Origin of the sequence: Nocardia vulneris (assembly GCF_001613425.1) — a bacterium.
Classification (GTDB): Bacteria; Actinomycetota; Actinomycetes; order Mycobacteriales; family Mycobacteriaceae; genus Nocardia; species Nocardia vulneris.
Map to the genome: position 1 here is coordinate 368,155 of NZ_BDCI01000023.1, position 26,446 is coordinate 394,600.

Here is a 26,446-nt window from a genome sequence, read left to right on the forward strand (position 1 = left end):
CCCGCGCTCACCCGCGCCGGAAGACGGTGCTGCGGTGCCACGCAAAGTACGGTTCCGACCCGACTTTGTGTGCACCGCAGGCCGACCCGGTCAGCGCTGCCAGGCGGTCACGAACCGCGGGTGTGGTCGCCGCATCGCTGATGATCAGTCGACCGCTGTCATCGACAGAAACCCATCCGTCCTCATACAGAGCGTCACAACCGAAGGTGCACGCGAGCATCGCCACGTTCGACAGGTCACGGCGTTCGTCGGGCGTGCAATGCTGTCGTTTCTTGATGTGCGCAGCAACCAGCAGTCCCGTCGGGAACTCGTGTCCGCAGAGTGCGCAGACACCGGTCTCGCCGGAACCGCACAGGATTCGACGCAGTCGTGCCTGCTCGCGCCGTATCTTGACGCGAGCATGGCCGTCGGTCTCGCCCACCGGTTCTTCGGCCACGAGCGCGGCCCCCGACCGGGAGAGGTCGGTCGCGAGTTGCTCGGCGTCGGCCGGAGCGTAATCCGGGACAGTGATGCGCAAGAGCACCCGTTTGCGGTTGTTGCCCTCCTTTTTCGAAGCCGATGTGAGCCCGACCCGTCCTTGCGCCCGGGTGAGTTCGAGCCGCAATCGGGCAATATCGGAGACGTTCGCCATCACGATCGGACTGCTGATCAGCTGACGTTCAGTAGCTTCAAGTCTGGTCGCGTTCGCCGACACGACTTCCGCCCCCGATATCACTGCTTCCAGCTCACGCAACCGCCCGAGCAACAGTTCGAACAGCGGCACGTAGTCGCTGTTGCGCGGCAAGGCGCTACCGACGACCCGACCCCCGGCACTCTCGATGATCAGCGAGAACGCATCCCCGTCGGCCACAACGGAGAACTCGGCATTGAGCTGCTTGCCGTCAGCCCCCTCAGCACGACGACGGACCGCCCGTCCGATGGTTACGGAATCTTCGATGACGCTGCTGGAGGCGTCGACTGCTTCCATACCGCGGACTGTAGACCGTCGCACCGACACCGCCAGGCCCGTCCGCGATGCAAGTGCCCAGCCACGTCCCGATGGGACAATATCTCCCAATCTTGGGGTCATGGATTCGGTGCCCGCCTCTGGCATGGTGGTCGGCATGCGAAATGTATGGAGATCATTTGCAGCCTCCGCCGCGGCGTTGGTTGTGGTCGGGGTGGTGGCGGGCAACGCGAATGCCGAAGGCATGTTCATCGGCGAGTATCAGACTCACGGGGAGTGCGTGCGCGAGGGGGAGAAGTGGCAAGCGTGGTACGGCAGCTCCGACACCCGGCCGGACTGCGTCTATGGTCAGCAGGGGAGTGGCTGGCAACTGTGGATCCGCTCGATCTGACGGGTACGACTCGCCTGCGAATGACGGTCCAGGCAACATGATTCGGCCGAGCTACCGGCGACGGTAACCGCGGGGGTGGGGGAGCCATCAGGCGAAAGGAGCGCATGGCGTGTCGGCGATGCTGACACGCCATGTCTGCTATGCGGCGAGGCAAGCTCTTCGCTGTGCCCTCGACAGGGCCTGTCGAACATGAGAACGGGGACGACCTGCGGTCTCCGGGTGGACGGCTGGTGATCGAAGCGAGCTACCAGCTGTGACTGTTTGTGCTTCTTGTTCTGCTGGTCCGGCGGTACGACTTGACCGCTGACGCACCCGGCATCGCGCACGCCCACCAGACCCAGACTTACGACGGCTCGCGCACAAGTTCACCGCGGCGTGGTGCACGCTGCTGGTCACCGATCCCTCACTTGGGGTATCTGCGCCCCACACGCCTATTAGCAATGCATTCTGGGTCATGCGGTGTCACTGAGGTGCTTTGTAGGCTCCGGATCGTTCCTATTCGGCTTCAGGAGAAGAGAACTCAATGCGCAAGTCTCGTTTGTCAGTATGTGGCTCAATACTCGGTGCGTTGTTCAGTGCTACCGTTTTGATGGGCGTTGGCGCTGCGGGCGCGGACCCGATTCCGCTCGAAACGCCCGCGGCGGTGCCGGAAGCCGACGTCATCGTCGGTGGCCCCTGCCTTCCGACCGGTGAATCGGTACTGCCCTGCCTGATCAACAGCTTGTCGTCGGGAGTTGTGCGACCCTGAACCCCGCGGACCGAAACGCCCACCGTCGCGCGACGGGCCGCCCGAGGTGGAGTCGATGTAGAGCAGATGCGGGAGCTCGTGCCACACGACGCCTGGCCGGCAGCTGCTGACCAGGCGTCACGTGGCCCGCGAATCCCTTGGGGCTGAGCAGCTTTCCCGGCCGAGAGGACCCTATTCGTGGGTGACATCGATGGCGAGGAATTCGAGACCTTCCAGCAGGCTCACTACCGGCAGTTGCGGATATTCAAACTGAGTACGCTATACGCCGACGAGGTGGCTCGGCTGGTGTCCATCGGTCCACCGCCGCCGATGGCGGCCGGCGGTGCCATCGGCCGCATCCTCTATTACGAGTACCACCGGCCGACCCGCGACGAAGTCGAGGCCACCGTGGCGATGATGCAGGCCGAAAACGTGATCAGCGAACAGAAAGCCGACATTGAGCGCGCCGCTCTCGATGCTGCCCCCAGTGGCGTCGTCGTGGCGCGGCTCGAGTTCCTCGCCGACCCTGACCGGCCGCGGTGAACCCGCGAAGCAGGCTTCGACGCGAACGTTCCGACCTCTGCGAGGATCTGCGACGCGCTGCGGCGTGGCAGGGGCAACTACCCCGTCGACCGCGAGATCAAAGAAGCGATGCTGGCCGTTGCCCTCGATAGATCCCCACCTGGGCGAGGCCGCGTTTCCCATGTTCGCTGTGCCCTCGGCAGGATTCGAACCTGCGACACCCGCTTTAGGAGAGCGGTGCTCTATCCCCTGAGCTACGAGGGCTGGCCGGGATGGCTCCCGGACGTTCGGGAGTCTACCGGGTGGGGGTGGGAGACGCCGCATCCGCCGGTGGACAGGACGAGGGGGAACTGGGGGCGGCGTTGTGCGAGTGGGGTGTGCCACCAGTTCCTCCTGATCATGAAGGTTTGACGCCGACGGCGATGATGTAGTCGGTCCAGGGGCCCCAGAGGGTTAGGGCGGGGCGGCTGAAGGCTAGGCGGAGGGCGGGGTTGACGCGGCGCATGTCGGGGTCGCGGAGGCGTTTGGTGAGGTAGTCGGCGAGGGGGGCATAGACGTGGCGGCGGATGGAGTAGGTGACTACGTCGGTGAAGCCTGCGGTTTGTAAGGCTTGGTGGTAGCGGTGGATGTCGAAGACGTTGGCCAACGGTGGGCGGTCGCCGAGGTTCGGGAAAGCGGTGCGGGGGACGATGTCGGCGGTGACGAGTTTGCCGCCGGGGCGTAGGACGCGGTGCGCTTCGCGGAAGAACTTGGGGTAGGACGGGAAGTGGAAGGCCGATTCCAGGGCGGTCACTTTGGTGCAGGACTCGTTGTCGCGGGGGAGATCGATCGCGGAGCCGTATTCGTATCGAATGCGTTGGGCCAGGCCGAGTTCGGCGGCGCGTCTGGTCGCGATCTCGATTTGTTCGACGGCGATGTTCATGCCGATGATCTGTTTCGGCGCGAATTCCTGCGCCCACAGGAAGTCCTGGTCGCCGTAGCCGAAGCCGATATCGAGCTGGATGTCGTCGGGGCCGAGTTCGGCTTCGCGGCCGACCAGGCGCGCCAGGTCGCGGCTCGCCTCGTCGAGGGTGGCCGGATTGTCGCGCCAGTAGCCGAGATTGATGAACAGGGAGTCCTCGCCGAACAGGTTCTGCGGGCCGACCACGTCGTATACCCGGCCCACGCGCTGGCCCGACGGCAGCAGCGGCACCTTCGCCCATTCGTAGCATTCGCGGGCCCACCGCAACGATCGGGTGCCGATGTCCTCGACGGGGATATCGGCGGTGGTCAGCGTCATGGAACCTCCCGACGTGCGGCCGGCGGCACCGGCCGATCTCGATAGCAACAGTCTGAGACAGTTGCTACACGGGCGTCAAGGGCGGACTGTGCGGTTCGAGAAGATCAGCCCAACCAGCGCAGCGCGCGGTCGAAGGCCGAGTCGAGATTCTGCGCGAACTCCGCTTCGGTGAAGACGGGCTCGCTCAACTCGGGCGGGATGCCCGCCCCGTCGAAGGTCCGCCCGTCCGAGGTCAGGAATTCTTCGTTGGGCAGGCCGAACCACCAGTCCGCGAATCTGGCGCCGGGCAGCTTGCGCTGCATGACGTCGGAGAAGACGCCCTGTGTCGGCTCGCCGATTCGCGTTGTGCGCGAGGGGCGTTCCAGCATCGCCTGGGTGAAGGTCTCGCCTGCGCTGGTGGTGGAGCCGCCGGTGAGTACGGCGATGGGGCCGGCGAAGGCGCTGCGCGCGGGCTCGACACGCAGCGGCTGCGGGTCGGTGCTGTGCGTCTTCTTGGCATAGGCGAAATACGGGCGATCGGTGAGGCGAGCGGCCAGCTGCAGGCCTAAACTGTCTGAGCCACCGCCGTTGATGCGGAGGTCGAGAACCAGTCCGCGTAGTCGGCCCAGCCGTTCCGGCGTGAAGATGGCGTCGAGGGCGCGGCCGAGTTCGGCACTGTCGGCGGCGAAGGTGCGTTCGGGCGTGAACCCGCTGAAGGCGGAAATTCGCAGGTAGCCGTGGTCTTGTCCGGGTATGTCGGCGTAACTGATGCGACCGTTGGCGTATTCGGTCAGCTGGTGGCCGGCGAGATCGCGCCGCTGGACGAATTCCTTGACCTGCTGGTCGAATGACGGACCGGGCATCGTGGTGCCGGGCCGGGTGGTACCGAAGAATCCGAGGTTACCGGCGGAGACCGCCACGTGTGCGTCGTGCAGCGGCGCGATCATGTCGCGGAAGACGGTGAACAGTTCGGCGTCATCGCCCTGCCGTTCGGCGCGCACCGCGCGATCGCGGAACCGATCCCGGACCTGTTGCCAGTCAACACCTTTCGCGGCGAAGAACGGGTAGTTCTCCTGGAACGTCTGCCAGAACACGTCGAAGGCGGGCGGCTGCTGCGGGTCGTTGCACAGGGTCGGCAGCACAGGCAGGCGGCGCAGCGTGCGGTCGCCGGGTGAACCGTCGATGTGCAAGGAGGCTCGATCGGGTGAGCCTGCCGCGCGCACGGTGAGCACATCGTTGCCTGCGGTGACGAAGGTCGCGGGATCATCCGTGCGGGTGGCTGTCTCGTCTTTCACGCAACTGAGCGAGGTCGTCTGAAAGGTCTCGAGCACGTTGTCGTGGATCGCGAGTGCGGTGCCGTAGTCGGCGACCTGCCAGAAACCGGCGGGAAACTCGGCCGCATCCTCCGGCCCGCATGCCGCGCTGATCGCGCCCGTTGCCACCAGCGCGGCCGTGACAACCGCGGTTCGATTGCGCTGCATGATCATTCGACCACCGTCCGGCATCGGACCGGTCGATCACAACCGTGCAGACAGGCGTCCCCGGGTGTGGCCAGCTCTACCGTGACTCAGAACCCGCCGTCGAACCCGCCCCCGTCGAATCCACCCCCGTCGAACCCGCCTCCATCGAATCCCCCTGTGTCACCACCGTATTCGACCCCGGAGTCATACCCGGCATCCTCGAACCCACCCGGATCGGCGTCGAGCCCACCGCCCGCCGCCAACCCGTCCTGATACCCGTCTCCGTATCCACTCTCGAACCCCTGTGCGCCATAACCGATCCCGGACATCCCGGAGAACAGTGAGGAGAACAGCAAGGCCGACCCCAGGCCCCACGCTCCGCCGATCAACGCGGGCTTCCACCACGGCTCGGAGTACCAGCCCGCAGGGACCGGCCGACCGGCGACGCGACCACCGGGGAAGTAGTTGGGCGTCGCCGCGGACGGATTCGGCGAGGCGGCGATTTCCCGGCCTTCGTGCTCGATGACCCGGTTCTCGCTGACCTTGCCCGCCGTGTCCTGTCCGTCGAGAGTGGGGATGGCGGGGCCGGGATCCATGCCCATCGCGCTGCGCGCGGCCTGGGTGTAGTAGAGCCCTTCCAGTGCGGTCTGCTTGGCCAGCCGGGCTTGGGCCGGCGTGCGGGCCTGATCGAGTTGCGACCCGGCGGCGAGGTGCCGTTCGGAGGCGTCGACCAGGGCTTGTTTGGCGGCGTCGTTGGTGCCGCTCAGGTTGTAGATCTGCCCGCCGAGCCGCTCGTTGACCTGGCGGGCGTCGGCCAGCGCATCGGCGAGTTCGGTCGCCGCGCGCTGGGTGCGCTGCCGGGCCTGTACGAGGATGAGCGCGCCCACCGCCACGATCACCACGACGATCAGGAGCCATAACACGGTGCGCACCTCTTCTGTAGCCGGTCGGCGAATACCGTCCAGTTTACTGGGCGCTTGCTGAGACTCAGCTGAAAGCGGTGGCCGCTAGCGCACCGCCGCGGCCTGTGCCTCGTCGTAGTCGGCGGTGTCGAAAGTCCTTGTCTTCCAGCGGTACAGCACGGTGGCGCCGGGCCAGTTGTTGGTGATGCGGCCCGCCGCGTTGCGATACCAGCTGGAGCAGAAATTCCAGGGCGTATCTTTCAGCCGGCGCTGCAACCAGTCGTCCCAGGCCTGTTCGGTGCTCGCGCGGGCCGCGAGATACCGGCCCGGCCGGTCGGTGAGGTACTGCACCACCTGACGGATGTAGCGGGCCTGCGATTCCAGCATGTAGATGATCGAGCCCGAGCCGACATTGGTGTTCGGGCCGTACATCATGAACAGGTTCGGGAAATGCGGCACGGACAACCCGAGGAAGGCGCGTGCGCCGGCATCGCCCCAGACGTCGGCCAGCTTGCGGCCGCCTACGCCGTAGATGTTCATCGGCGCCAGGAACTCGGTGCCTTTGAAGCCGGTGCCGTAGACGATGACATCGACCTCGTGCTCGACGCCGTCGGCGGTCCGGATACCGGTCGGCGTGATCGCCTCGATCGCGGTGGTCTCCACCGTGACGTTCGGCTCGGCCAGTGCGGGAAAGTATTCGTTGGAGAACAGGCCGCGCTTGCATCCCGCCGCGTAGTCGGGTGTCAGCTTCGCGCGCAGCTCGGGATCGGGGACCTGCCGCTCCCGATGCCGATCGGCCAGCGCGATCACCGGCGTCTTCATGCCCGGGATGTCGGTCAGTGCCAGCGCGAGCACCTCGAACAGCGACCAGATCGCGAACCGTTCGGCGAGCCGGGTCGGCGGCAGATATTTGAAAACCGCCTTGTGCGTGTCGCTGTACTCGGTGTCGAACTTGGGTAGTACCCACGCCGCGGAACGCTGGAACAGCGTGAGGTGCGCGGCCGTGGGCTGGATGCGCGGAATGTATTGGATCGCACTGGCTCCCGTGCCGATGCAGGCGATCCGCTTGCCGGTCAGCTCGACGCTGTGGTCCCATTCCGCCGAATGGAACGCCGGACCCGCGAAGGTGTCGATGCCCGGGATGTTCGGCATGGCGGGCCGGGAGAGCTGGCCGACGGCGGGCACGAAGACGTCGGCGGTGAACTCGGCGCCGTCGGCGGTGCTGATCTGCCACTGCCCGGTCGACTCGTCGAATTCGGCGTCGGTCACCTCGGTGCCGAACCGGATGAACCGGGTCAGTTCGTGTTTGTCCGCGACCGCGCGCATGTACGCGTGGATATCGCGCTGCTCCGAAAAGCGGCGCGGCCAATCGGATTTCGGTGCGAACGACCACGAGTACAGCGGCGACGGCACGTCACACGCGGCGCCCGGGTAGGTGTTCTCCCGCCAGACGCCGCCCAGATCGGCGGCCTTTTCCAGGATCGTGAAGCTGTCCACCCCGGCCCGCCGCAGCTCCAAAGCCAGGCCGAGTCCCGCGAACCCGGCCCCGATGATGATGATGGACGGCGTCTTCATACTCCGAGCGTATGACTCGAATGCCCAGTTCCGAAGACATCCGCGGTCAACGAATCAACATTTTCGGCCAGCCGGCCGCGGTTCAGTTGCCCGCGAGTTGGCGGGCGATGACCAGGCGCTGGATCTGGTTGGTGCCTTCGAAGATCTGCATGACCTTGGCTTCGCGCATGTAGCGCTCGACGGGGAAGTCCTGGGTGTAACCGTAGCCGCCGAAGACCTGGACGGCGTCGGTGGTGACCTTCATGGCGGCGTCGGTGGCGACCAGTTTCGCGACGCTGGCCTGCCGGGAGTAGGGGAGTCCGGCGTCGCGGCGGCGGGCCGCGTCGAGGTAGGTGGCGCGGGCCGAATCGACGGCCGCGGCCATGTCGGCGAGCACGAAGCCCAGGCCCTGGTGGTCGATGATGTGGCGGCCGAAGGCTTCCCGTTCCTTGGCGTAGGCGACGGCTTCGTCGAGTGCGCGCTGCGCCAAACCCGTTGCGACGGCGGCGATGCCGAGCCGCCCCGAATCCAGCGCGCTGAACGCGATCGAAAGTCCTTGTCCCTCTTCGCCGATCAGCCGTTCGGCAGGGAGGAACGCGTCGTCGTAGGCGGCGGTGGTGGTCGGCACGGCGCGCAGGCCCATCTTCTCTTCGGGTTTGCCGAAGCTCAGGCCCTCGGTGTCGCGCGGCACGAGGAAACATGAGATGCCGCGCGAACCCTCGCCGGTCCGCGCGAAGAGCGTGTAGAAATCAGCCTTGCCGCCGTTGGTGATCCAAGCTTTCGCGCCGTTGATCCGGTATCCGCCATCGACTTTCGTGGCCCGGCAGCGCAGCGCGGCCGCGTCGGAGCCCGCGTGCGGCTCGGAAAGGCTGTAGGCGCCGATGGTTTCGCCGGAGAGCATGGTCGAGAGCCAGCGCTGCTGCTGTTCGGCGGTGCCGAAGGTGAACAGGGGGTGGCAGGACAGGCTGTGCACGCTCACCGCCACCGCGACCGCGGCCCAGCGCGCCGCGAGCTCCTCCAGTACCTGCAGATACACCTCGTAGGGCTGGGCGCCGCCACCGAACTCTTCCGGATACGGCAGACTGAGCAGACCGGCCGCGCCGAGCGCGGGAAAGACGCCGTCCGGAAACGTTCCCGTCTTCTCGCACTCGACCACCCGCGGTTCGAGCACCTTGTCGGCGATATCGCGGGTCAGCTCGAGCAGGTCCCGAGCCTCGGACGTCGGCAGCATTCGATCCACTGGCATGCCCCTACGCTAACGCCAGATCGGCCGGAAGGAACTCGATGGTGCGCGGTACTCGTCGCGACAGGCTGTCGGTCGCGCTGCTCGCCCTGCTCGCGCTGGGTCTGCCATTCCTGATCGCCGAGGCGCCCGCCGCGCAGGCCGCGCCGATCGAGCGGACCTTCACCAACGCGGCGGGTACGCGCGACTACTACCTGCATATGCCGCCGGGGGCTACGGCGGGCAAGCCGCTGATGATCTACCTGCACGGCTGCACCGATCCGCAGAGTCAGCTGGCCGACACCGGCTTCTCGCTGACCCGGTTGGCGGACGAGTTCGGTTTCGTACTGGCCTATCCGATCCAGACCGCGGCGGCCAACGAGCGGTACTGCTGGAACTGGTTCGACCCGGCGAACCAGTCACGCGGACAAGGAGAATCGTCGATCATCGCCGATCTCACCAATGCCTTGATCGCGGAGTTCGGGCTGGATCGCGCACGGGTGTACGTCGGCGGGTATTCCGCGGGCGGTGCGATGTCCACGGTGCTGGCGGCCGGCTATCCGGACCTGTACGCGGCGATCGCGCCGATGGCGGGCGGCCCCTACGGCATCGACCTGAAGACGTTCGCCGCCGATCTGAGCGGTACGTCGATCGTCGCGGCGATGGGCGCGCGGGCCCGCCCGGTCCCGGGCTTCTTCCTCCAGGACTTGGCCGATCAGACCAGCCTGTATCCGATCGGACGGGCCAACCTGACGCAGTGGCTCGGCGCCTATGCGCGAGCGGGTGACGCGACTGTGCCCGCGGTGCCGAGTGTGGTCACCGCGTCCACCGATCCGGTGCCGACCACCATCGAGCGCTACGCCGCGGGCGATTGTCTGCTCGCCGAATTCCGCACGCCGATCGGGCCGGATCACATCGGCGGAGGTTTGCTGATGCAGTCGGCGTCAGGTCTCGACCTGCAACGACAGTTGATGGGTTTCCTGCTGGCACACCGGCTCGGCGGTCCGCGGCAGGCGTGCGGCTGAGTGAAATCGCAGGAAAACGGGCGTAGACGACCGGTCGGCCCGCGATGCACGTGCAGATGAGCGCACATTCCGGGGGTGGGTACTGCCGTGCGCCACAAGCGCATTCGTGCAGGTCACAGGCTTTGATGCGGCGCTGTGAAAGGCGGCGCGCCGACCAGGATTGTCTCATTAGGGTGTTGATCGGCCGGTCGCCTGGCGCACTAGCGCCATAGCGACTAGACAGTTATCGGTTCGATAGGGGACGGACCGGCATGTCGGCGGCCACGCAGGGGGTGTCGCCGCCATTCCGGTCCGGTGGGCCCGATGATGCCCTGTGGCCGTGTGGTATTCGCCTGGTCTATTATCTGCGTATGAATGCAGATAACCAGGAACCTCGCCCGCGTCTCGCGGACGATCAGGTGAGCCTGGTTGTCGAGGTCTTCCGAATGCTGGCCGACGCCACCAGGGTTCGCGTGCTGTGGGCCCTCGTCGACCGTGAACTGTCGGTCAACGACCTGGCCGACTACATCGGCAAGCCCGCACCGTCCGTCTCCCAGCATCTGGCCAAACTGCGGATGGCACGCCTGGTCAGCACCCGCCGTGCCGGCACGACCATCTACTACAGCCTGGAAAACGAGCACGTCCGGCAACTGGTGGTGGACGCGGTGCACAACGCCGAGCACGCGGGCCCGGGGATCCCGCCGCATCACCGTGCCGATGTCGTACGTGCGCTGCCGGAGACCGGCACCGAAGCGAAATAAGTTACCGGACAACAGATCTCGGAGCGTGACGCAGTGCATACCGCGAACCGGCACGGACTCGGTGACGAGCACCCCCACCAGCACCACAGCGAATCGCACACGCATACCGCCGCTTTCGAGCACCGGCACGATCACGGCCCGCATACACATGAGCACGCGAGGGGGTTGCGCGGCGTGCTGCGCGAGATCTTCGTGCCGCACAGTCACGATCCCGCCGACAGTGTCGATGACGCCTTGACCGCCAGTGCGGTGGGTATCCGGGCGGTGAAGATCAGCCTCGTGGTGCTCGGCGTGACGGCCGTGGCGCAGGTGCTCGTGGTGGCCGTGTCCGGCTCGGTTGCCTTGGCGGCCGACACGATTCACAACTTCTCCGACGCGTTGACCGCGGTCCCGCTCTGGATCGCCTTCGCGCTCGGGCGCCGCGCCGCCACCCGGCGCTACACCTACGGCTTCGGCCGTGCCGAGGATCTCGCGGGGTTGTTCGTCGTGGCGATGATCGCCCTGTCCGCGCTGATCGCGGGCTACCAAGCGGTGCGCAGGGTGCTCGAGCCGGTGCCGATCGGGCATCTCGGCTGGGTCGCCGCCGCGGGCCTCATCGGCTTCCTCGGCAACGAGACCGTCGCGCTGTATCGCATCCGGGTCGGGCGGCGGATCGGCTCGGCCGCGCTGGTCGCCGACGGCTTGCACGCGCGTACCGACGGCTTCACCTCGCTGGCCGTGCTGCTCGGCGCCGGTGGCGTCGCGCTGGGGTTCCCGCTCGCCGACCCGATCATCGGTCTGCTCATCACGGTCGCCATCCTCGCGGTGCTGCGAACCGCGGCCAGGGACGTGCTGCGCCGGCTGATGGACGCGGTCGAGCCGGGGCTGGTGACCGACGCCGAGCGGGCGCTCGCCGCCGAACCGGCGGTGCAGGGTGTGCGCAGCCTGCGGATGCGCTGGATCGGCCACCGCCTGCACGCCGACGTCGAATTGGACGTTGCCCCGACCATCACTCTCGCCGAGGCGCACCGCGTCGCGCACGAGGCCGAGCACACCCTCACCCATGTCGTGCCCAAGCTCGACACCGCGCTCGTGCACGCCTATCCGGCGCACGTGAGCTGAGCGGTCCGCGGCGTCGCCTCGGCGCGTCCCAGCTGACCTGCCGAAACTGAAGGCAGGTGCTGTCCGATTGGTCTCCCGAGTACATTCCCGATGAGCGCTGCCCTCGGGTGTTTACCGTTGGGTAGCATTCGCGATGTGATGCGGCTCATGGTCGGAATTCGGTGAACCATGCTGACGCGCGTCCGGAACCTCCCGAAGCTGCCTGACCTGCTCCATCGGAGCCGGATTCCGGACGAGCCGGAGTCGGTCGCCACCATCGGCGCGGAGGCGGATCCGGGTGATCTCGGACTTCCTCCCGATTACGCGGAGCGCATCTGGCAACGGATGCAGCTGGTCTACCGCAGCGGCGTGCATCCCGCCATTCAGGTCTGTGTGCGCCGGCACGGCGAGGTCGTGTTCGATCGGGCGCTCGGTCACGCGCACGGCAACGGGCCCGAGGACGCACCGGAAGCGCCCAAGGTGCTCGCGACCCCGGAGACCCCGTTCGTCACCTATTCGGCCTCCAAAGGCGTTACCGCGTTCGTCGTGCATCTGCTCGTGGAACGCGGCCTGATCGATCTGCACGCGCCGGTCAGCGCCTACATTCCCGAATACGGCTGCCACGGTAAGGAATCCATCACCATCGGGCAGGTGCTCGCGCATCGTTCCGGGGTGGCGAACCTGCCCCGGGCGGCGCTGACGGCCGCGGCTGTCGCGGATCGTGAACTGCTGGTACGGAATCTGTGCGCGGTCCGGCCGTCCGTGCCGCCCGGCCGGTTCCAGTCCTATCATGCGCTGTCGGGCGGCTTCATCCTCGGCGAGGTGGTGCACCGCGTCACCGGCACCGATATCCGTACCGTGCTGGCGGCGGAGATCCTGCGCCCGTTGTCCTTCCGCTGGACCAATTACGGTGTGTCGGAGGCGGATTTCCCGCTGCTCGCGAAGAACTACCGAACCGGTCTGACGCCGCTGCCGCCGTTGTCGCTGGCGCTGGAGCGATTGCTGGGCGTGCCCTTCGCCGAGGCGGTCGAGATCGGTAACGACCCCGCCTATCTCGGTATCGTCGCGCCCTCGGCGAATATCGTCAGCACCGCCAACGAGCTCTCACGCTTCTACGAGATCTTCCGGCGCGGCGGCGAACTCGACGGCGTCCGCGTGCTGCGGCCGGAAACGATTGCGGCGGCACTGGTTCCGCAGTCGCGAATCGAACCCGACCTTTCGCTCGGGATGAACTTCGGCTTCGGGTACGGCCCGATGCTCGGCGGCCGGGTGGTGAGCCTGTACGGACCCGACACCCGGCGCGCCTTCGGGCATCTCGGTTTCACCAACAACGCCGCCTGGGCCGACCCGGAACGCGCGCTCTCGTGTGCCGTGCTCACCAGCGGCAAACCGATTCTGTACCCGGAGCTGGTGCGCTGGGTCGGGCTGCTCTACGGCATCACATCGGAGACTCCGAAGGTGGCCGCAACAGACTTGGCTTTCTGAGTGAAAGTCACTGAAGAAAAAGGAGTTCCGATGTTGAGCACTATGCAGGACGAGCCTTTGTCGCTGGCGACGTTGCTGCGCTACGCATCGACGTTTGTCGGCGATTCGACCGTGTCCACCTGGACCGGTACGGGCGTGCGCACCATGACCTATCGTGAACTCGGCGCGGAGGCGGCGCGGCTGGCGAATGCCTTGCGCGGGCTGGGCATCGGCGTCGGCGATCGAGTCGGCACCTTCATGTGGAACAACAACGAGCACATGGTCGCCTACATCGCGGCGCCCGCGATGGGGGCCGTGCTGCACGCGCTCAACATCCGGTTGTTCCCCGATCAGCTCGTCTTCGTGGCCAATCACGCCCAGGATCAGGTGGTGCTCGTCGACGGCACCCTGGTGCCGATGTTCGCCCAGTATCTGCCGAACCTGAAGACGGTGCGCCACGTCATCGTGGTGAACGGCGACGCGTCGACGCTGGCTGCCCCCGACGGCGTGCAGGTGCACTCCTACACCGAACTCCTTGCCGGACAATCGGATACCTACGACTTCCCGGTGATCGACGAACGCTCCGCCGCCGCGATGTGTTACACCTCGGGCACCACCGGCGACCCGAAGGGCGTGGTCTACTCGCATCGTTCCAACTGGCTGCATGCCATGCAGGTGTGCTCGCCGAGCGGCATGGGCTTCTCCGGCAACGACACGGTGCTGGCCATCGTGCCGCTGTTCCACGCCAATGCCTGGGGGATTCCCTACGCGGCGCTGATGTCGGGCGCGAATGTGCTGATGCCCGACCGTTTCCTGCAGCCGGGTCCGCTGCTGGAGATGATGGCCGACCAGCGCCCGACGTTCGCCGCCGCGGTGCCGACCATCTGGGGCGGTGTGCTGGCCGGCCTCGCCGCGCACCCGCAGGACATCACGCATCTGCGCACCGCCGTGGTCGGCGGCTCGGCCGTACCGCCGTCGATGATGCGCGCGTTCGAGGAGAAGCACGGCGTGAAGATCCTGCACGCCTGGGGCATGACCGAGACCTCACCGCTCGGCAGCGTGGCGCACCCGCCGACCGGCGCGACCGGCGAGGAGGCCTGGGAGTATCGCTACACCCAGGGCCGGTTCCCGGCCAGCGTGCAGGCCAGGCTGGTCGGCGACGACGGCACGGTGCTGCCCAACGACGGAGTGGCGCTGGGCGAGTTGGAGGTTCGCGGCCCGTGGATCACCGGCTCGTACTACGCACCGGACGGCGCGGTGATCGACCCGGACAAGTTCGATGACGGCTGGCTGCGCACCGGCGACGTCGGCCGGATCGGCCCGGACGGTTATCTCACCCTGGTCGACCGCTCCAAGGACGTGATCAAGTCGGGCGGTGAATGGATTTCGTCGGTCGATCTGGAGAACGCCGTGATGGGTCACCCCGCCGTCGCCGAGGCGGCGGTGATCGGCGTGCCGGACGAGAAGTGGGACGAACGGCCCCTGGTCGCGATCGTGCTGGCCGAGGGCGCGGAGGTCAAGGCCGACGAACTGCGCGACTTCCTGGCCGGCAAGTTCGCGAAATGGCAACTGCCGGAACGGTGGACGTTCATCGCCGAGGTACCCAAGACCAGCGTCGGCAAGTTCGACAAGAAGCGTCTGCGCGCACAATACGCCGACGGCGACCTGACGGTCACCACCCTGTCCTGAACGCCGCAGCAGCCCGGTGCGGCGAAATCGCCTGCCGCGCCGGGCTGTTGTGCGGACGGATCAGCAGTTACGCAGTTCCGGGCTCTGATTGAGCAGCTGGGCCCTGGTGCCGATGAACGTGCTGTAGGTCTCGCCGCCGACCGCGGCGATCGGGAACGCCGCCACCCGGTGGCAGTTCTGGAAGGCCAGCTTCACCCCGAAGTGCCGTTCCAGCCCGCCGCGGATCGCGTCGGAGGCCATGGCGCGCAGCAGCTGACCACGGGCCACCTCGTCCGGCGGCGGCACCACGTTGTCGGCGTATTCGGCTGTGCCGGAGTGCAGTTCGCCGGCGACCCGGCTGACGACTTCCCAGGCGTAGGGCAGCGAGTTGCGGACACATTCGACAAAATCGGCGTCGTCGACTTCGCCGCGTTCGGCGCGTTCGAGCAGTGCGGTGGGGACATCGAGGGACATAGCGCTCTCCTGGCGAGGATGGATGGCTGATGCGATGCGTCTCGATTCTAATCGAAAGTCGTTGTCAACAATCCTGGATTCGCCGCGAAAGTGCTGCATTCAGTGCGGTTTTCGTTTCGGCGGCCAGGGTGCGGACCAGTTCGCCGGCCGGTAGCTCGGGGGCCAGGGTGTGGGTCTGCCCCGCCCACAGGTTCACCTTGTCCGGGTTGCCCGCCGACCGCGCCGCCGCGCGCAAAGGCGCCGTGGCGTAATGGATCTCCGGGTAGGCCACCGGCGCGGTCGCGGTGTGCTCGGTCATGAACTCGTTGCGCAGGCCACGCGCCCGGCGGCCGGTGAAGGCGCGGGTGAGCATGGTCGGCGTCGACGCCGTCAGCGCGGCGCGGTGCACCGGATTGGTGCCCGCCTCCGGGCAGCGCAGGAACACCGTGCCCAGTTGCACGGCGGCCGCGCCCGCGGCGAGTGCTGCGGCGATGCCCGCGCCGGTGCTCAGGCCGCCGGTGGCCACGATCGGGCGGTCGGTCGCGGCGCGCAGCAGTTGCAGCAGCGCGATCAGGCCGAGCGGATCGGTGGCGTCGTCGGCGACCCGGTCGACGAAGGTGGCTCGGTGCCCGCCCGCCTCCGCGCCCTGCGCGACCAGCACGTCCGCGCCGCGCTCGACGGCGATCACGGCCTCGGCGGGCGAGGTCACGCTGACCCAGACCTCCGAGCCCGCCTCGTGCAGTCGTGCGATCTCCGCGGCGGTGGGGCAGCCGAAGGTGCAGGAGACGGCGGCGACCGGGTCGGCGACGAGCAGGTCGAGTTTGGCGTCCCAGTCATCGGTGTCGTACTTGGCGGTGCCGACCTCGTTGTCGCGGGCGAGCTCGGTGAGATAGTCGGCGAACTCGGCGGCGGGGGTCGCGGGACCGGGCACGAAGAGATTCACGCCGAAGGGGGCGTCGGTGGCGGCTCGGGTGGCGGCGATCCGGGCGGCGGTATCGGCCGCGCTGAGGTAACCGGCGGCCAGGAAGCCGAACCCGCCGGCCCGGGTGACGGCGGCGGTCAGCTCGGGTGTCGAGGGGCCGCCGGCCATCGGAGCGAGCACGATCGGGATGGTCAAGTCATCGATGATCACGGCTTCCAGTGTTGCTTACTGGACGTCCGACCCGTTGTTTACCTGCGTCTTTCGCGCAGAAGGTTGCGGAATGGTCACGCCGGGGTAGAGTTCCCGTCACAACGGATGCCAAACCGTTACATCGCAAGCTTCACCGGATCGTTACCGAACCGGCGGCCCCCGCGACCGGCCCGGCTCCGCTGAACCACTGTTCTTCGGACGCAAGGACGCAGCTGTGTCGCACCACCGGGTAGGCCCCAGTTCCATTACCGTCATGAGCCTCATCGGCGATGATATTTCGGGTCGGCCGACGCGGCATCGCGCCGAGTCGACCGCGGCCGATCGAGTGAAGGTCGCCGCCGGTGTCGCGGTCGCCGCGGGCGCCCTGATCGGCACCGTGAGCCAGGTCGCCCCCGCGGTCGCCAGCCCGCTGCTCCCCGGCGCGCACGACGGTGACGAGGCGGACGCCCCCATCGTGGTGAAGGGCACCGGCATTCTGCCGGTCGCGCAGGTCAAGGCCGCCGCTCCGGCGCCGGAGGCGCCCGCTCCCGAGGTGCCCGTCGCCAGTCAGGTCGCCGCACCCATTGCCGCCGCGCCGTTCGGCCTGCAGAACCTGCCGCCGGAGGTGGCCGGTCCGCTGGCTCAGGCCGAGCAGATCCTCAAGGGTGTGCAGCAGCAGGTCGCGCCCGCCCCGCAGGCCGCGGTCCGTCCGGTCGCCGGCGCGATCAGCTCCGGATTCGGTAGTCGCTGGGGCGAATTCCACTACGGTCTCGACTTCGCCGATAATCTCGGCGCGCCGATCCACTCGGTCAGCAACGGCACCGTGATCGAGGCGGGCCCCGCGTCCGGCTTCGGTCTGTGGGTGCGCGTGCTGCAGGACGACGGCACCACCGCGGTGTACGGCCACGTGAACGAGATGCTCGTGCAGGAGGGCCAGCGGGTCAACGCCGGTGACGTGATTGCCACCGTCGGCAACCGGGGCCAGTCCACCGGACCGCATCTGCACCTGGAGATCTGGGACCGGGGCGGCAGCAAGATCGACCCGATGCCGTATCTCGCGGCCAAGGGTGTGCCGCTGCAGTGGGGACCTTCGGCCCACTGATTCCACTGCCCGGCTTGATATTCCAGCGCTCCCGCCGGCCATTGCCGGACAGGGTTCCCCACGAGACCCAATCGGTCATTAGGCTCGATTCGTGAGCGAGGGAGCGTGGAGTGCAGCACGTCCGGTCACGGCGGCGCCGAGTGTGTGCGAGGTGCGGCCGTGAGTGACTTGGGCGACATCTTCGAGCCGGGATCGCCGCACGGCCGCACCTACGCCGTGCTGGTGCATCATCCGCGGTCGAACCTCGCCGATATCGCGCAGTATCTAGGCGTTTCGGAGGACTCCGCCGCGGCCTCGCTGGACGTGCTGTGCGAGCTGCGCGCCGCCGTGCGGGTGCCCGCGGCCGATGGCGAACCGGTGGTCTGGGATGCCCACGCCCCGGAATCGTTGTCGGAGGCCGAAGCTCGGCGCCGGCAGCAGCAGATCAACCAGATGCACACGGCCGCAGCGCGGCTCAGCGAGACGTTCCGTTCGGTGCGCCGCTCGCCGCGCAGCAACGGCGCGGTGGTGCCGGTGTTCGAACGGCTGGAGATGCTGGCCGATTTCGAGGAGATGCAGACCAGCGCGCGCACCTGCGTCAAGGTCGTCGAGCGCGGGCCCTATCTCAGCGATCTCGACCGTGAGCGACAGTTGTTCCAGCTCAAGCGCAGTCGGCTCGGCGAGGGCATCCGCTACCAAACGCTCTACCAGGACACCATCTATCAGGATCCGGAGCGGCTGCGGCACGCGCTGTCCACCAATGCCAGTGGGGCACAGGCGCGGACGTTGCCCGAGCCGCCGTTCAAACTCATCATCAGCGACGACGAACGCGCTAGCCTGGTGCTGCACGTCGACGAACGTCGCCCGGACCCCATGGGCTTGCGGATCATCGGCTCACCCGCGCTGGACCTGCTGATCAAAACGTTCGATGTGCTGTGGTCGCTGGCCGCCCCGATTTCGGTGAACCCGACGGCGGAGGCCCTCGACGAACGCGATCGCGCGATCCTGACCCTGATGGGTCTCGGTGCGACCGACGACACCATCGCCCGCAGGCTCGGCATGTCGCGGCGTACTGTGGTCCGCCGGACCGCGCGACTGCTGGAGCGGCTCGGCGCGAGTACCCGATTCCAGGCCGGGGTGCAGGCGACCCGGCGGGGTTGGCTGTGAACTAGTTCACCGATCCGGGTACTCCTGCAACAAGACCGGTCGGATACCGATATAACTCCTGGCATCTGGCAAGACAGCGCTTCCAGGGGCGCGCGGACCGCTGCCAGGCGGGCCGTATCAATCCAAGACAGCACGCGTGGACACCGATCAGTCCCTTATATGATTGCTCGGAACCGCGCTGGCCCCGGACGATACGCCCTTGTTATGGGCAGGGCCGGGTCCTAGCTCGACGCGAGAGGTGAATGCACTCGAATGGAAACTGCCCGTCGTTCCGCTCGTGGTAGCCGTCGCCGCAGGTCGGGCAGCCCGCTGTTCGGGCAGTTGCTGACCGCCGCCGTCGAATCCGCGGCCGCCGAGGTCGCCATCCGATTCAATCCGTCGGGTCTGCCCGACGACGACCGTCAGCTCACCTACGGCCAGCTCGACGCCCAGTCGTCGCGGTTGGCCAGGGAACTGATCGAGCGCGGCGTCGGACCGGGCGATGTGGTCGCCATCGGCATCGCCCGCAGCCTGCAATCGGTCGTCGCCGTGTGGGCGATCGCGAAGACGGGCGCGGCGTTCGTGCCGGTGGATCCCGCCTACCCAACCGACCGGATCAACCACATCCTGTCCGACTCCGGGGCCAAGGTGGGGCTCACCACCTCGGCGCATCGCCCGGTGCTCGGCACCGGCGTCTATTGGATCGAGCTGGACGACCCGGTGCAGTCCGCGCGCATCGCGGCCCGCCCCGAGCACCCGATCTCCTACACCGACCGGGTGCGCCCGCTGGACGAGCGGCACCCGGCCTACGTCATCTACACCTCCGGCTCGACCGGACGCCCCAAGGGCGTCGTGGTCACGCACAGCGGCCTGGCCGGTCTGGTGGCCGCCGAGCGCGAGCACTACGACGTCACCGCCGACTCGCGGGTGCTGCACGTGTGCTCGCCGAACTTCGACGTCTCGGTGCTGGAGCTGCTGCTCGCGTTCTCCGCGGGTGCGACGCTGGTGATCGCGCCGCCCTCGGTGTTCGGCGGCTACGAACTCGCGGATCTGCTTCGGCGCGAACGGGTCACGCACATGCTGATCACGCCGGGCGCGCTGGAGTCGGTCGATCCGACCGATCTGGACGACCTGCGCGTCGTCGTGGTGGCCGGCGACAAGTTCGGCCCGGAACTGCTCAACCGCTGGGCGGGCGATCGCGAGTTCTACAACGGCTACGGCCCCACCGAGGCCACGATTCTGGCCACGAGCACCCCGCAGCTGGCCCCGGACGAGCTCATCACCATCGGCACCGCGATCCCGGGAGTCGGTGCGTTCGTCCTGGATTCGCGGCTGCGGCCGGTGCCCGCCGGTGTGGTCGGCGAGCTGTACCTGTCCGGGCCCGCGCTGGCTCAGGGCTACCTCGGCCGCCCGGGCCTCACCGCGGAACGCTTCGTGGCCAGCCCGTTCGGCGCCGATACGGGTAACCCCGGCGCGCGGCTCTACCGCACCGGTGACCTGGTGCGCCGCGCCGAGGACGGCGGGGCCATCGAGTATCTGGGCCGCTCGGACTTCCAGGTCAAGATCCGTGGCTTCCGAATCGAATTGGGCGAGATCGACAACGCGCTCACCGCGCACCCGGACATCGACTACGCGGCGACCCTCGGCAAGACACTGCCCTCCGGCGCGACCGCCCTGGTCTCCTACGTGCTGCCGCGAGCCGGAACCACCGTGGACACCGGGCAACTCGCCGAATTCCTCGGGGAATCCCTGGCCGCGTACATGATTCCGGCCGCCATCATGGTGCTCGACGAGATCCCGCTGACCCCGGTCGGCAAGCTGGACCGTGCGGCGCTGCCCGCACCCGTGTTCGCCGCCAAGGCTTTTCGTGCGCCGTCCACCCCGGTCGAGGAGATCGTCGCCGACGTGTTCGCCGCCCTGCTCATGGCCGGCGACGACGGCCGGGTGGGCGCAGACGACGACTTCTTCGAACTCGGTGGCAATTCGCTGCTCGCCGCGCAGGCCGCCGCCCGGATCGGGTCGGCGCTGAACGTGCGGGTGCCGGTGCAGCTGCTGTTCGAGGCGACCACCGTGGCCGCGCTCGCCGAACGGGTGGAGCGGCACGCGGGTTCGGCCGCCGGACAGGCGCTGCACGCCCGCCCGCGCCCGGCGCGGGTGCCGCTGTCCTATGCGCAGCAGCGGATGTGGTTCCTGAACCGGTTCGATCCGGCGAGCGCGGTCAACAACATTCCCGCCGCCGTACGACTTTCGGGCCGGCTCGATCTCGACGCGTTGCGCGCGGCCGTGCGCGACCTCGCGGAACGGCACGAGGTGCTGCGCACGCGGTATCCGGATGTCGACGGCGAGGGCTACCAGCAGGTGCTGCCGGCCGGTGATCCGCAGGCCGTTCCGGAATTCGTGGTCGAGCAGGCCACCGAGGACCGGCTGCCGGAACTGGTCGCCGCCGCGGTGACCGCGGGCTTCGACGTGACCACCGCGCCGCCGGTGCGGGTGCGGGTGCTCGTCCTCGGCGAGACCGAGCACGTGCTGATCTGCGTAGTGCACCACATCGCGGGCGACGGCTTCTCGATGGCCCCGCTGACGCGCGACCTGATGGCCGCCTACCTGGACCGGATTCGCGGCGGTGCGCCGCAGTGGCCCGCACTCGAGGTGCAGTACGCCGACTACGCGCTCTGGCAGCGCGAGATCCTCGGCGCCGAGGACGATCCGGAATCGGTGCTGGCCAAGCAGATCGCCTACTGGCGGACCGAATTGGCCGCGCTGCCCGAGCAGTTGGAGCTGCCCGCCGACCGGCCGCGTCCCGCGGTGGCGTCGAACCACGGCGCCACGCTCGCCTTCGAGATCGACGGCGCGGTGCACACCGCACTGAGCCGCCTTGCGCACAGCCATAATTCGACGCTGTTCATGGTGGTGCACGCGGCGCTGGCGGTGCTGCTGTCGCGCCTGTCCGGCACCAGGGACATCGCCGTCGGCACGCCGGTGGCCGGACGCGGCGAGGCCGCGCTCGACGACCTGATCGGCATGTTCGTCAATACCCTTGTGCTGCGGACGGATATCGATTCCGGCGCGACCTTCGACGAGCTGTTGCGCGAGGTGCGCCGGATCGACGTCGAGGCGTTCGGGCATGCCGACGTGCCGTTCGAGCGGCTGGTGGAACTGCTGGATCCGGCCCGTTCGGCGGCCCGGCATCCGCTGTTCCAGGTGATGCTGACCTTCCAGAACCTGGCGCGCACCGAGCTGGAGCTGCCCGGCCTCTCGGTCTCGGCGGTCGAGCTCGCGATGCCGCTCGCCAAGTTCGATCTGCAACTCGCGCTGGTCGAGCGGATCGACCGGCACGGTGCGCCGGAGGGCATGTCGGCGGCCTTCACCTATGCCACCGATCTGTTCGACGAGGCGACCGTGCAGGACTTCGCCGACCGCTTCGGCCGGATCCTGGCCGCGGTCGCGAGCGACGCCACGGTGACGGTCGGTGATATCGATGTACTCGCCCCGGGCGAGCGCGAACTGGTGCTGCACGAATGGAACAGCCCCGGCGTCGCGGTGCCCGAGGTGACGCTGGTCGATCTCATCGGTGCGCAGGCCCGCAGGCGTGCGGACGCGGGCGCGATCCGCTTCGGCGACACGACGCTGACCTTCGGTGCATTGCAGCGCCGGGCCAACCGGGTCGCGCGGGCCCTGATCGCGCGCGGTGCGGGCCCGGAATCGCTGGTGGCCGTTGCTGTTCCGCGTACCGAGGAGTTGCCGGTCGCGCTGCTCGGCGTGCTCGTCGCCGGCGCGGGTTACCTGCCGATCGATACGACCTATCCGACGCAGCGGCTGGAATTCATGCTCGGCGATGCGGCTCCGGCGTGCATTCTGACCACCAGGAGCGAGCTGGAATCCATTCCCGCGGGCGATATTCCGGTCATCCTGCTGGAGGAGACCGGCGACTACGCCGACGCTCCGGTGCGCGACGGCGAGCGGCTCGCGCCGCTGCGGCCGGACAACCTGGCCTACGTCATCTACACCTCGGGTTCGACGGGCGTGCCGAAGGGCGTCGGTGTCGCGCACCGCAATGTGGTGCAGCTGTTCGCGAACACACAGATGATGTTCGAGTTCGACGAGACCGACGTGTGGACGCTGTTCCATTCGTTCGCGTTCGACTTCTCGGTCTGGGAGCTGTGGTGCGCGCTGGCCAACGGCGGCACCGTGGTCGTGGTCGACTACCTGACCTCCCGGTCGCCGGAACTGTTCCGCGAGTTGCTGATTCGCGAGCAGGTCACCGTGCTCAACCAGACCCCGTCGGCGTTCTACCAGCTCGCCGAGGCCGACCGCGCCGCGCAGCCGGGCGAGCAGGCGAAGTTCGCGCTGCGCTATGTGGTGTTCGGCGGTGAGGCTCTGGATCTGCGCCAATTGCAGCGCTGGTACGAGCGTCACGCGGTGGACGCGCCGTGGCTGGTCAACATGTACGGCATCACCGAGACGACGGTGCACGTGTCGTTCCTGTCGCTGGACGAGCAGATGGCCGACAACGCGGCCAGCGTCATCGGCCGCGCCCTGCCCGGCCTGGACGCGTACGTGCTCGACGAGCGGATGCACCCGGCGCCGGTGGGCGTCGCGGGCGAGATCTATGTCGCGGGCGCGCAGCTGTCCCGCGGTTACCTCGGCCGTCCCGGGCTCGCCGCGAGCCGGTTCGTCGCGAACCCGTTCGGTACGCCGGGATCCCGGATGTACCGCACCGGCGATATCGGCCGCTGGGTCGGCTTCGGCGGCCAGGCGACGCTCGAGTACGCGGGCCGCGGCGACCAGCAGGTGCAGTTGCGCGGCTTCCGGATCGAACTCGGCGAGATCGAGTCGGCGCTGCTGCGCTGCCCCGGCGTGAGCCAGGCGGTGGTGCTGGTGCGCGCGGACGAGCACGCGGGCGATCGGCTCATCGGCTACGTCGTGCCCGATACCGGCGCGCAGCTCGATCCGCTCGAACTGCGCGGCCAGGTGGGCGAATTCCTGACCGGCTACATGGTCCCGGACGCGCTGGTCGTGCTCGACGCGCTGCCGTTGACCCCCAACGGCAAGCTGGACCGGACGGCTTTGCCCGCACCGGAATTCGCGAGCACGGCCGCGTTCCGCGCGCCGAGTTCGCCGGTGGAGCAGGCGGTCGCCGAGGTGTTCGGCGGACTGCTCGGCGCGCAGGAGATCGGCCTGGACGACGACTTCTTCGGTCTCGGCGGCAACTCGCTGCTCGCCACCAGGGTGGTCGCCCGGATCAACGAGGCGCTCGACGCGAATCTCGTGGTGCGGGAACTGTTCGAGTCGCCCACCGTGGCCGCGCTGGCCGCGCGGGTGGTGCCCGGCGCCGCGACGGCCGCGGGCGCCCGCCCGCCGCTGGCGCGGGTGCAACGCGGCGAGCGCGTGCCGCTTTCGCTTGCCCAGCAACGGATGTGGGTGCTCAACCAGTTCGATCCGGACTCGCCCGCCTACAACATTCCGATGGCGATCCGGCTCAGCGGCGTACTCGACGTGCCCGCGCTGCGCAACGCCGTCGCGGATGTGCTGGAGCGGCACGAGGCCCTGCGCACCCGGTACCCCGCGGACCCGTCGGGGGTGGCCTACCAGCAGATCGTCTCGGTCGGTGAAGCGCTGCCCGGCGGCCTCGAGGTGGTCGAGACCACCGACCCGATCGCCCGGATCACCGCGCTGCTGTCCGCCGGATTCGATGTGACCCAGCAGGTTCCGGTGCGCGCGCTGCTGCTCGCGGTCGGGCCGGACGAGCATCTGCTCGCGCTCGTCGTGCACCACATCTCGGCCGACGGCGCCTCGATCGCGCCGCTGGCCCGGGACATGGTGACCGCCTATCTCGCCAGGGTCGGCGGCAATTCGCCGCGCTGGTCGCCGCTGGAGGTGCAGTACGCGGACTTCGCGCTGTGGCAGCGCGCCGTCGTCGGCACCGACGATGATCCGGAATCCATTGCGGCACAGCAGTTGACGTACTGGCGCAGGCAGCTCGACGGGTTGACCGGTGAGCTGACCCTGCCACTGGACCGGCCGCGTCCCGCCGTGCCCTCGATGCGCGGCGCCTCGACCGGCTTCGCGGTCCCGCCCGAGGTGCACGCCGCGCTGGTTCGGATTGCGCGCGAACACAATTCGACGTTGTTCATGGTGGTGCACGCGGCGCTGGCGGTACTGCTCGCCCGCCAGTCGAACAGCACCGATATCGCCATCGGCACGCCGATCGCGGGCCGTGGTGAGCGGGCGCTGGACGAGTTGGTCGGCATGTTCGTCAACACGCTCACGCTGCGCACCGCGGTCGAATCACGCTCGACCTTCGCCGAATTGGTGGATCGGGCGCGCGAGACCGACCTGGCGGCCTTCGCCAACGCCGACATCCCGTTCGAGCGCATCGTCGAGGTGGTCCTGCCCGGGCATGCGACCGTGTACAACCCGCTGTTCGGCGTCGTGCTGTCGTTCCAGAACAACGAGCAGCCGACGCTGGAACTGCCGGGCCTGACCATCGCCGGGCTGGACAGCGGCGAGATCGCGGCGAAGTTCGACCTGCAGGTGAACGTCGATCCGCGGCACCGCCCGGACGGCTCGCCGGACGAGCTGATCACCGCGATCACCTATGCCACAGACCTTTTCGACGAGTCGACGGTGCAGGCGCTGTGCCGCAGGCTGGAGCGGATCCTGACCGCGGTGGTCGCCGACCCGCAGGTACGCGTCGGCGATATCGACCTGCTGGACGAGCAGGAGCGCGAGCGGGTGCGGACGGCGGCGGAGTCGTCGCCGGAGTTCCGGGCCGAAGGCGCGCCCACCACCACCGGTACCGCGCTGACCCAGGCGCTGACCGCGGTGGTGGAGGACGATCCGGACGGTCCCGCGCTGGTCTCCGGCGAGGACGCGGTCTCCTACGAGGAACTCGACGCGCGGTCCTCGCGGCTGGCCCGTGTGCTGGCCGCCCGCGGCTGCGGCCCCGGCGACGGTGTCGCGGTCCGGCTCGACCGCGGCGTGGACGCGGTCGTCGCGACGTGGGCCGTGCTCAAAGCCGGCGCCGCGATTGTTCCGGTGTCCTCGGTCGAGGATCCGATGCCGGCGCAGCTGGTCGTCAAGGTGGGCCTCACCGATGCCCGGGTGCACGAGTCGGGCGAGATCGATTGGCTCGTGCTGAGCGATCGCGCGGTGGCCGCGCAGATCGCGGCCGAATCACCGCGACCGGTGACCTACGCGCACCGCACCAGGGTGCTGCGTGGCACGGACCCGGCCTTCGTCGGGGCGCGCACCGTCGGCTACGACGAGCTGGCCGCGGCGGTGGACCGGTTGCGCACCCGCACCGATCTGACCTTCGAGTCACGGACCTGCCGGCTCGGCGGGCCCGCCGAACTCGCGGTGCTCGAGGCAGTGGCCGCCGGTTCGTCCGGGGCGGCGATCGTGCTCACCCCGGCCGGCGCCGAGCCGACCGAGGCGCTCGCGGACGAGTGGGTCAGCCACCTGCTGACCGACTCCGCGGGCCTCGATACCCTTGACCCGGCGGCCCTGGAAGATCTGCGGGCCGTGCTGGTCGCCGACGGACCGATTCCGGGTGGTGCATGGTCGCAGGTGACCGTGGTCACCCTCGGCGATCTTCTGAATGTCGGGTAGCAGACCGACGGGTATGGGGTGCAAGCCCCAAAAAACATGACTATGGTCACTCAGATCGGGTTGTCCGACGCCGACACCCGATGGT

Annotated in this window: 18 protein-coding genes and 1 tRNA gene; 10 read left to right on the plus strand and 9 right to left on the minus strand. The window is 68.3% G+C overall.

Annotated features, from left to right (window positions below):
- Positions 1–7 precede the first annotated feature (7 nt).
- The gene (locus NVU01S_RS26190; RefSeq protein WP_052280183.1) at positions 8–967 is read right to left on the minus strand and encodes an HNH endonuclease; all 960 of its coding nucleotides are present in this window, start codon (positions 965–967) and stop codon (positions 8–10) included.
- A 100-nt stretch (positions 968–1,067) separates the two neighbouring features.
- Between NVU01S_RS26190 and NVU01S_RS26195 the strand changes: the two genes are divergently transcribed.
- Together NVU01S_RS26195 and NVU01S_RS26200 are read left to right on the plus strand one after the other, a co-directional pair.
- Positions 1,068–1,337, plus strand: a complete 270-nt coding sequence (locus tag NVU01S_RS26195) for a hypothetical protein (protein WP_141691819.1) — start codon at positions 1,068–1,070, stop codon at positions 1,335–1,337.
- Positions 1,338–2,262: 925 nt separating this feature from the next.
- Positions 2,263–2,607, plus strand: coding sequence for a hypothetical protein (locus NVU01S_RS26200; protein ID WP_043664538.1), 345 nt, complete (start codon positions 2,263–2,265; stop codon positions 2,605–2,607).
- Positions 2,608–2,777: 170 nt separating this feature from the next.
- Here the strand turns inward: NVU01S_RS26200 and NVU01S_RS26205 are convergent.
- The 6 genes from NVU01S_RS26205 to NVU01S_RS26230 form a co-directional block, all read right to left on the minus strand.
- A tRNA-Arg gene (locus NVU01S_RS26205) sits at positions 2,778–2,850 on the minus strand.
- 133 nt (positions 2,851–2,983) lie between these two features.
- Entirely contained in the window at positions 2,984–3,865 is an 882-nt protein-coding gene (locus NVU01S_RS26210; RefSeq protein WP_043664536.1) for an SAM-dependent methyltransferase, read from the minus strand.
- A 104-nt stretch (positions 3,866–3,969) separates the two neighbouring features.
- A complete protein-coding gene (locus NVU01S_RS26215) occupies positions 3,970–5,325 on the minus strand; it encodes a S41 family peptidase (RefSeq protein ID WP_244467111.1) in 1,356 nt (451 codons plus the stop codon).
- 86 nt (positions 5,326–5,411) lie between these two features.
- Complete coding sequence (locus NVU01S_RS26220; protein ID WP_043664531.1) at positions 5,412–6,236, minus strand: hypothetical protein; 825 nt, start codon at positions 6,234–6,236, stop codon at positions 5,412–5,414.
- Between the two features lie 75 nt (positions 6,237–6,311).
- The gene (locus NVU01S_RS26225; RefSeq protein WP_043664528.1) at positions 6,312–7,781 is read right to left on the minus strand and encodes a flavin-containing monooxygenase; all 1,470 of its coding nucleotides are present in this window, start codon (positions 7,779–7,781) and stop codon (positions 6,312–6,314) included.
- Between the two features lie 82 nt (positions 7,782–7,863).
- Entirely contained in the window at positions 7,864–9,006 is a 1,143-nt protein-coding gene (locus NVU01S_RS26230; RefSeq protein ID WP_043664525.1) for an acyl-CoA dehydrogenase family protein, read from the minus strand.
- A gap of 38 nt (positions 9,007–9,044) precedes the next feature.
- On the opposite strand from NVU01S_RS26230, the gene NVU01S_RS26235 reads away from it, so the two are divergent.
- The 5 genes from NVU01S_RS26235 (at position 9,045) to NVU01S_RS26255 (ending at position 14,980) form a co-directional block, all read left to right on the plus strand.
- The gene (locus NVU01S_RS26235; RefSeq protein ID WP_052280182.1) at positions 9,045–10,007 is read left to right on the plus strand and encodes an extracellular catalytic domain type 1 short-chain-length polyhydroxyalkanoate depolymerase; all 963 of its coding nucleotides are present in this window, start codon (positions 9,045–9,047) and stop codon (positions 10,005–10,007) included.
- A gap of 350 nt (positions 10,008–10,357) precedes the next feature.
- Positions 10,358–10,747, plus strand: a complete 390-nt coding sequence (locus tag NVU01S_RS26240; protein ID WP_043664753.1) for an ArsR/SmtB family transcription factor — start codon at positions 10,358–10,360, stop codon at positions 10,745–10,747.
- A gap of 165 nt (positions 10,748–10,912) precedes the next feature.
- The gene (locus NVU01S_RS26245) at positions 10,913–11,848 is read left to right on the plus strand and encodes a cation diffusion facilitator family transporter (protein WP_052280192.1); all 936 of its coding nucleotides are present in this window, start codon (positions 10,913–10,915) and stop codon (positions 11,846–11,848) included.
- A gap of 168 nt (positions 11,849–12,016) precedes the next feature.
- Complete coding sequence (locus NVU01S_RS26250; protein ID WP_052280181.1) at positions 12,017–13,312, plus strand: serine hydrolase domain-containing protein; 1,296 nt, start codon at positions 12,017–12,019, stop codon at positions 13,310–13,312.
- A 30-nt stretch (positions 13,313–13,342) separates the two neighbouring features.
- A complete protein-coding gene (locus NVU01S_RS26255) occupies positions 13,343–14,980 on the plus strand; it encodes a long-chain fatty acid--CoA ligase (protein ID WP_043664519.1) in 1,638 nt (545 codons plus the stop codon).
- A gap of 60 nt (positions 14,981–15,040) precedes the next feature.
- Here NVU01S_RS26255 and NVU01S_RS26260 read toward each other — a convergent pair whose 3' ends face one another.
- Complete coding sequence (locus NVU01S_RS26260; protein WP_014981634.1) at positions 15,041–15,433, minus strand: SCO5389 family protein; 393 nt, start codon at positions 15,431–15,433, stop codon at positions 15,041–15,043.
- A gap of 64 nt (positions 15,434–15,497) precedes the next feature.
- A complete protein-coding gene (locus NVU01S_RS26265) occupies positions 15,498–16,544 on the minus strand; it encodes a nitronate monooxygenase (protein ID WP_082031826.1) in 1,047 nt (348 codons plus the stop codon).
- Between the two features lie 253 nt (positions 16,545–16,797).
- Here NVU01S_RS26265 and NVU01S_RS26270 point away from each other — a divergent pair, with 253 nt between their 5' ends.
- From NVU01S_RS26270 to NVU01S_RS26280, 3 genes are all read left to right on the plus strand, one after another.
- Positions 16,798–17,625, plus strand: a complete 828-nt coding sequence (locus NVU01S_RS26270; protein WP_043664517.1) for a M23 family metallopeptidase — start codon at positions 16,798–16,800, stop codon at positions 17,623–17,625.
- 159 nt (positions 17,626–17,784) lie between these two features.
- Complete coding sequence (locus tag NVU01S_RS26275) at positions 17,785–18,771, plus strand: helix-turn-helix domain-containing protein (RefSeq protein WP_043664746.1); 987 nt, start codon at positions 17,785–17,787, stop codon at positions 18,769–18,771.
- Between the two features lie 252 nt (positions 18,772–19,023).
- Positions 19,024–26,361, plus strand: a complete 7,338-nt coding sequence (locus tag NVU01S_RS26280; protein ID WP_043664514.1) for a non-ribosomal peptide synthetase — start codon at positions 19,024–19,026, stop codon at positions 26,359–26,361.
- The last annotated feature ends 85 nt before the right edge of the window (positions 26,362–26,446 follow it).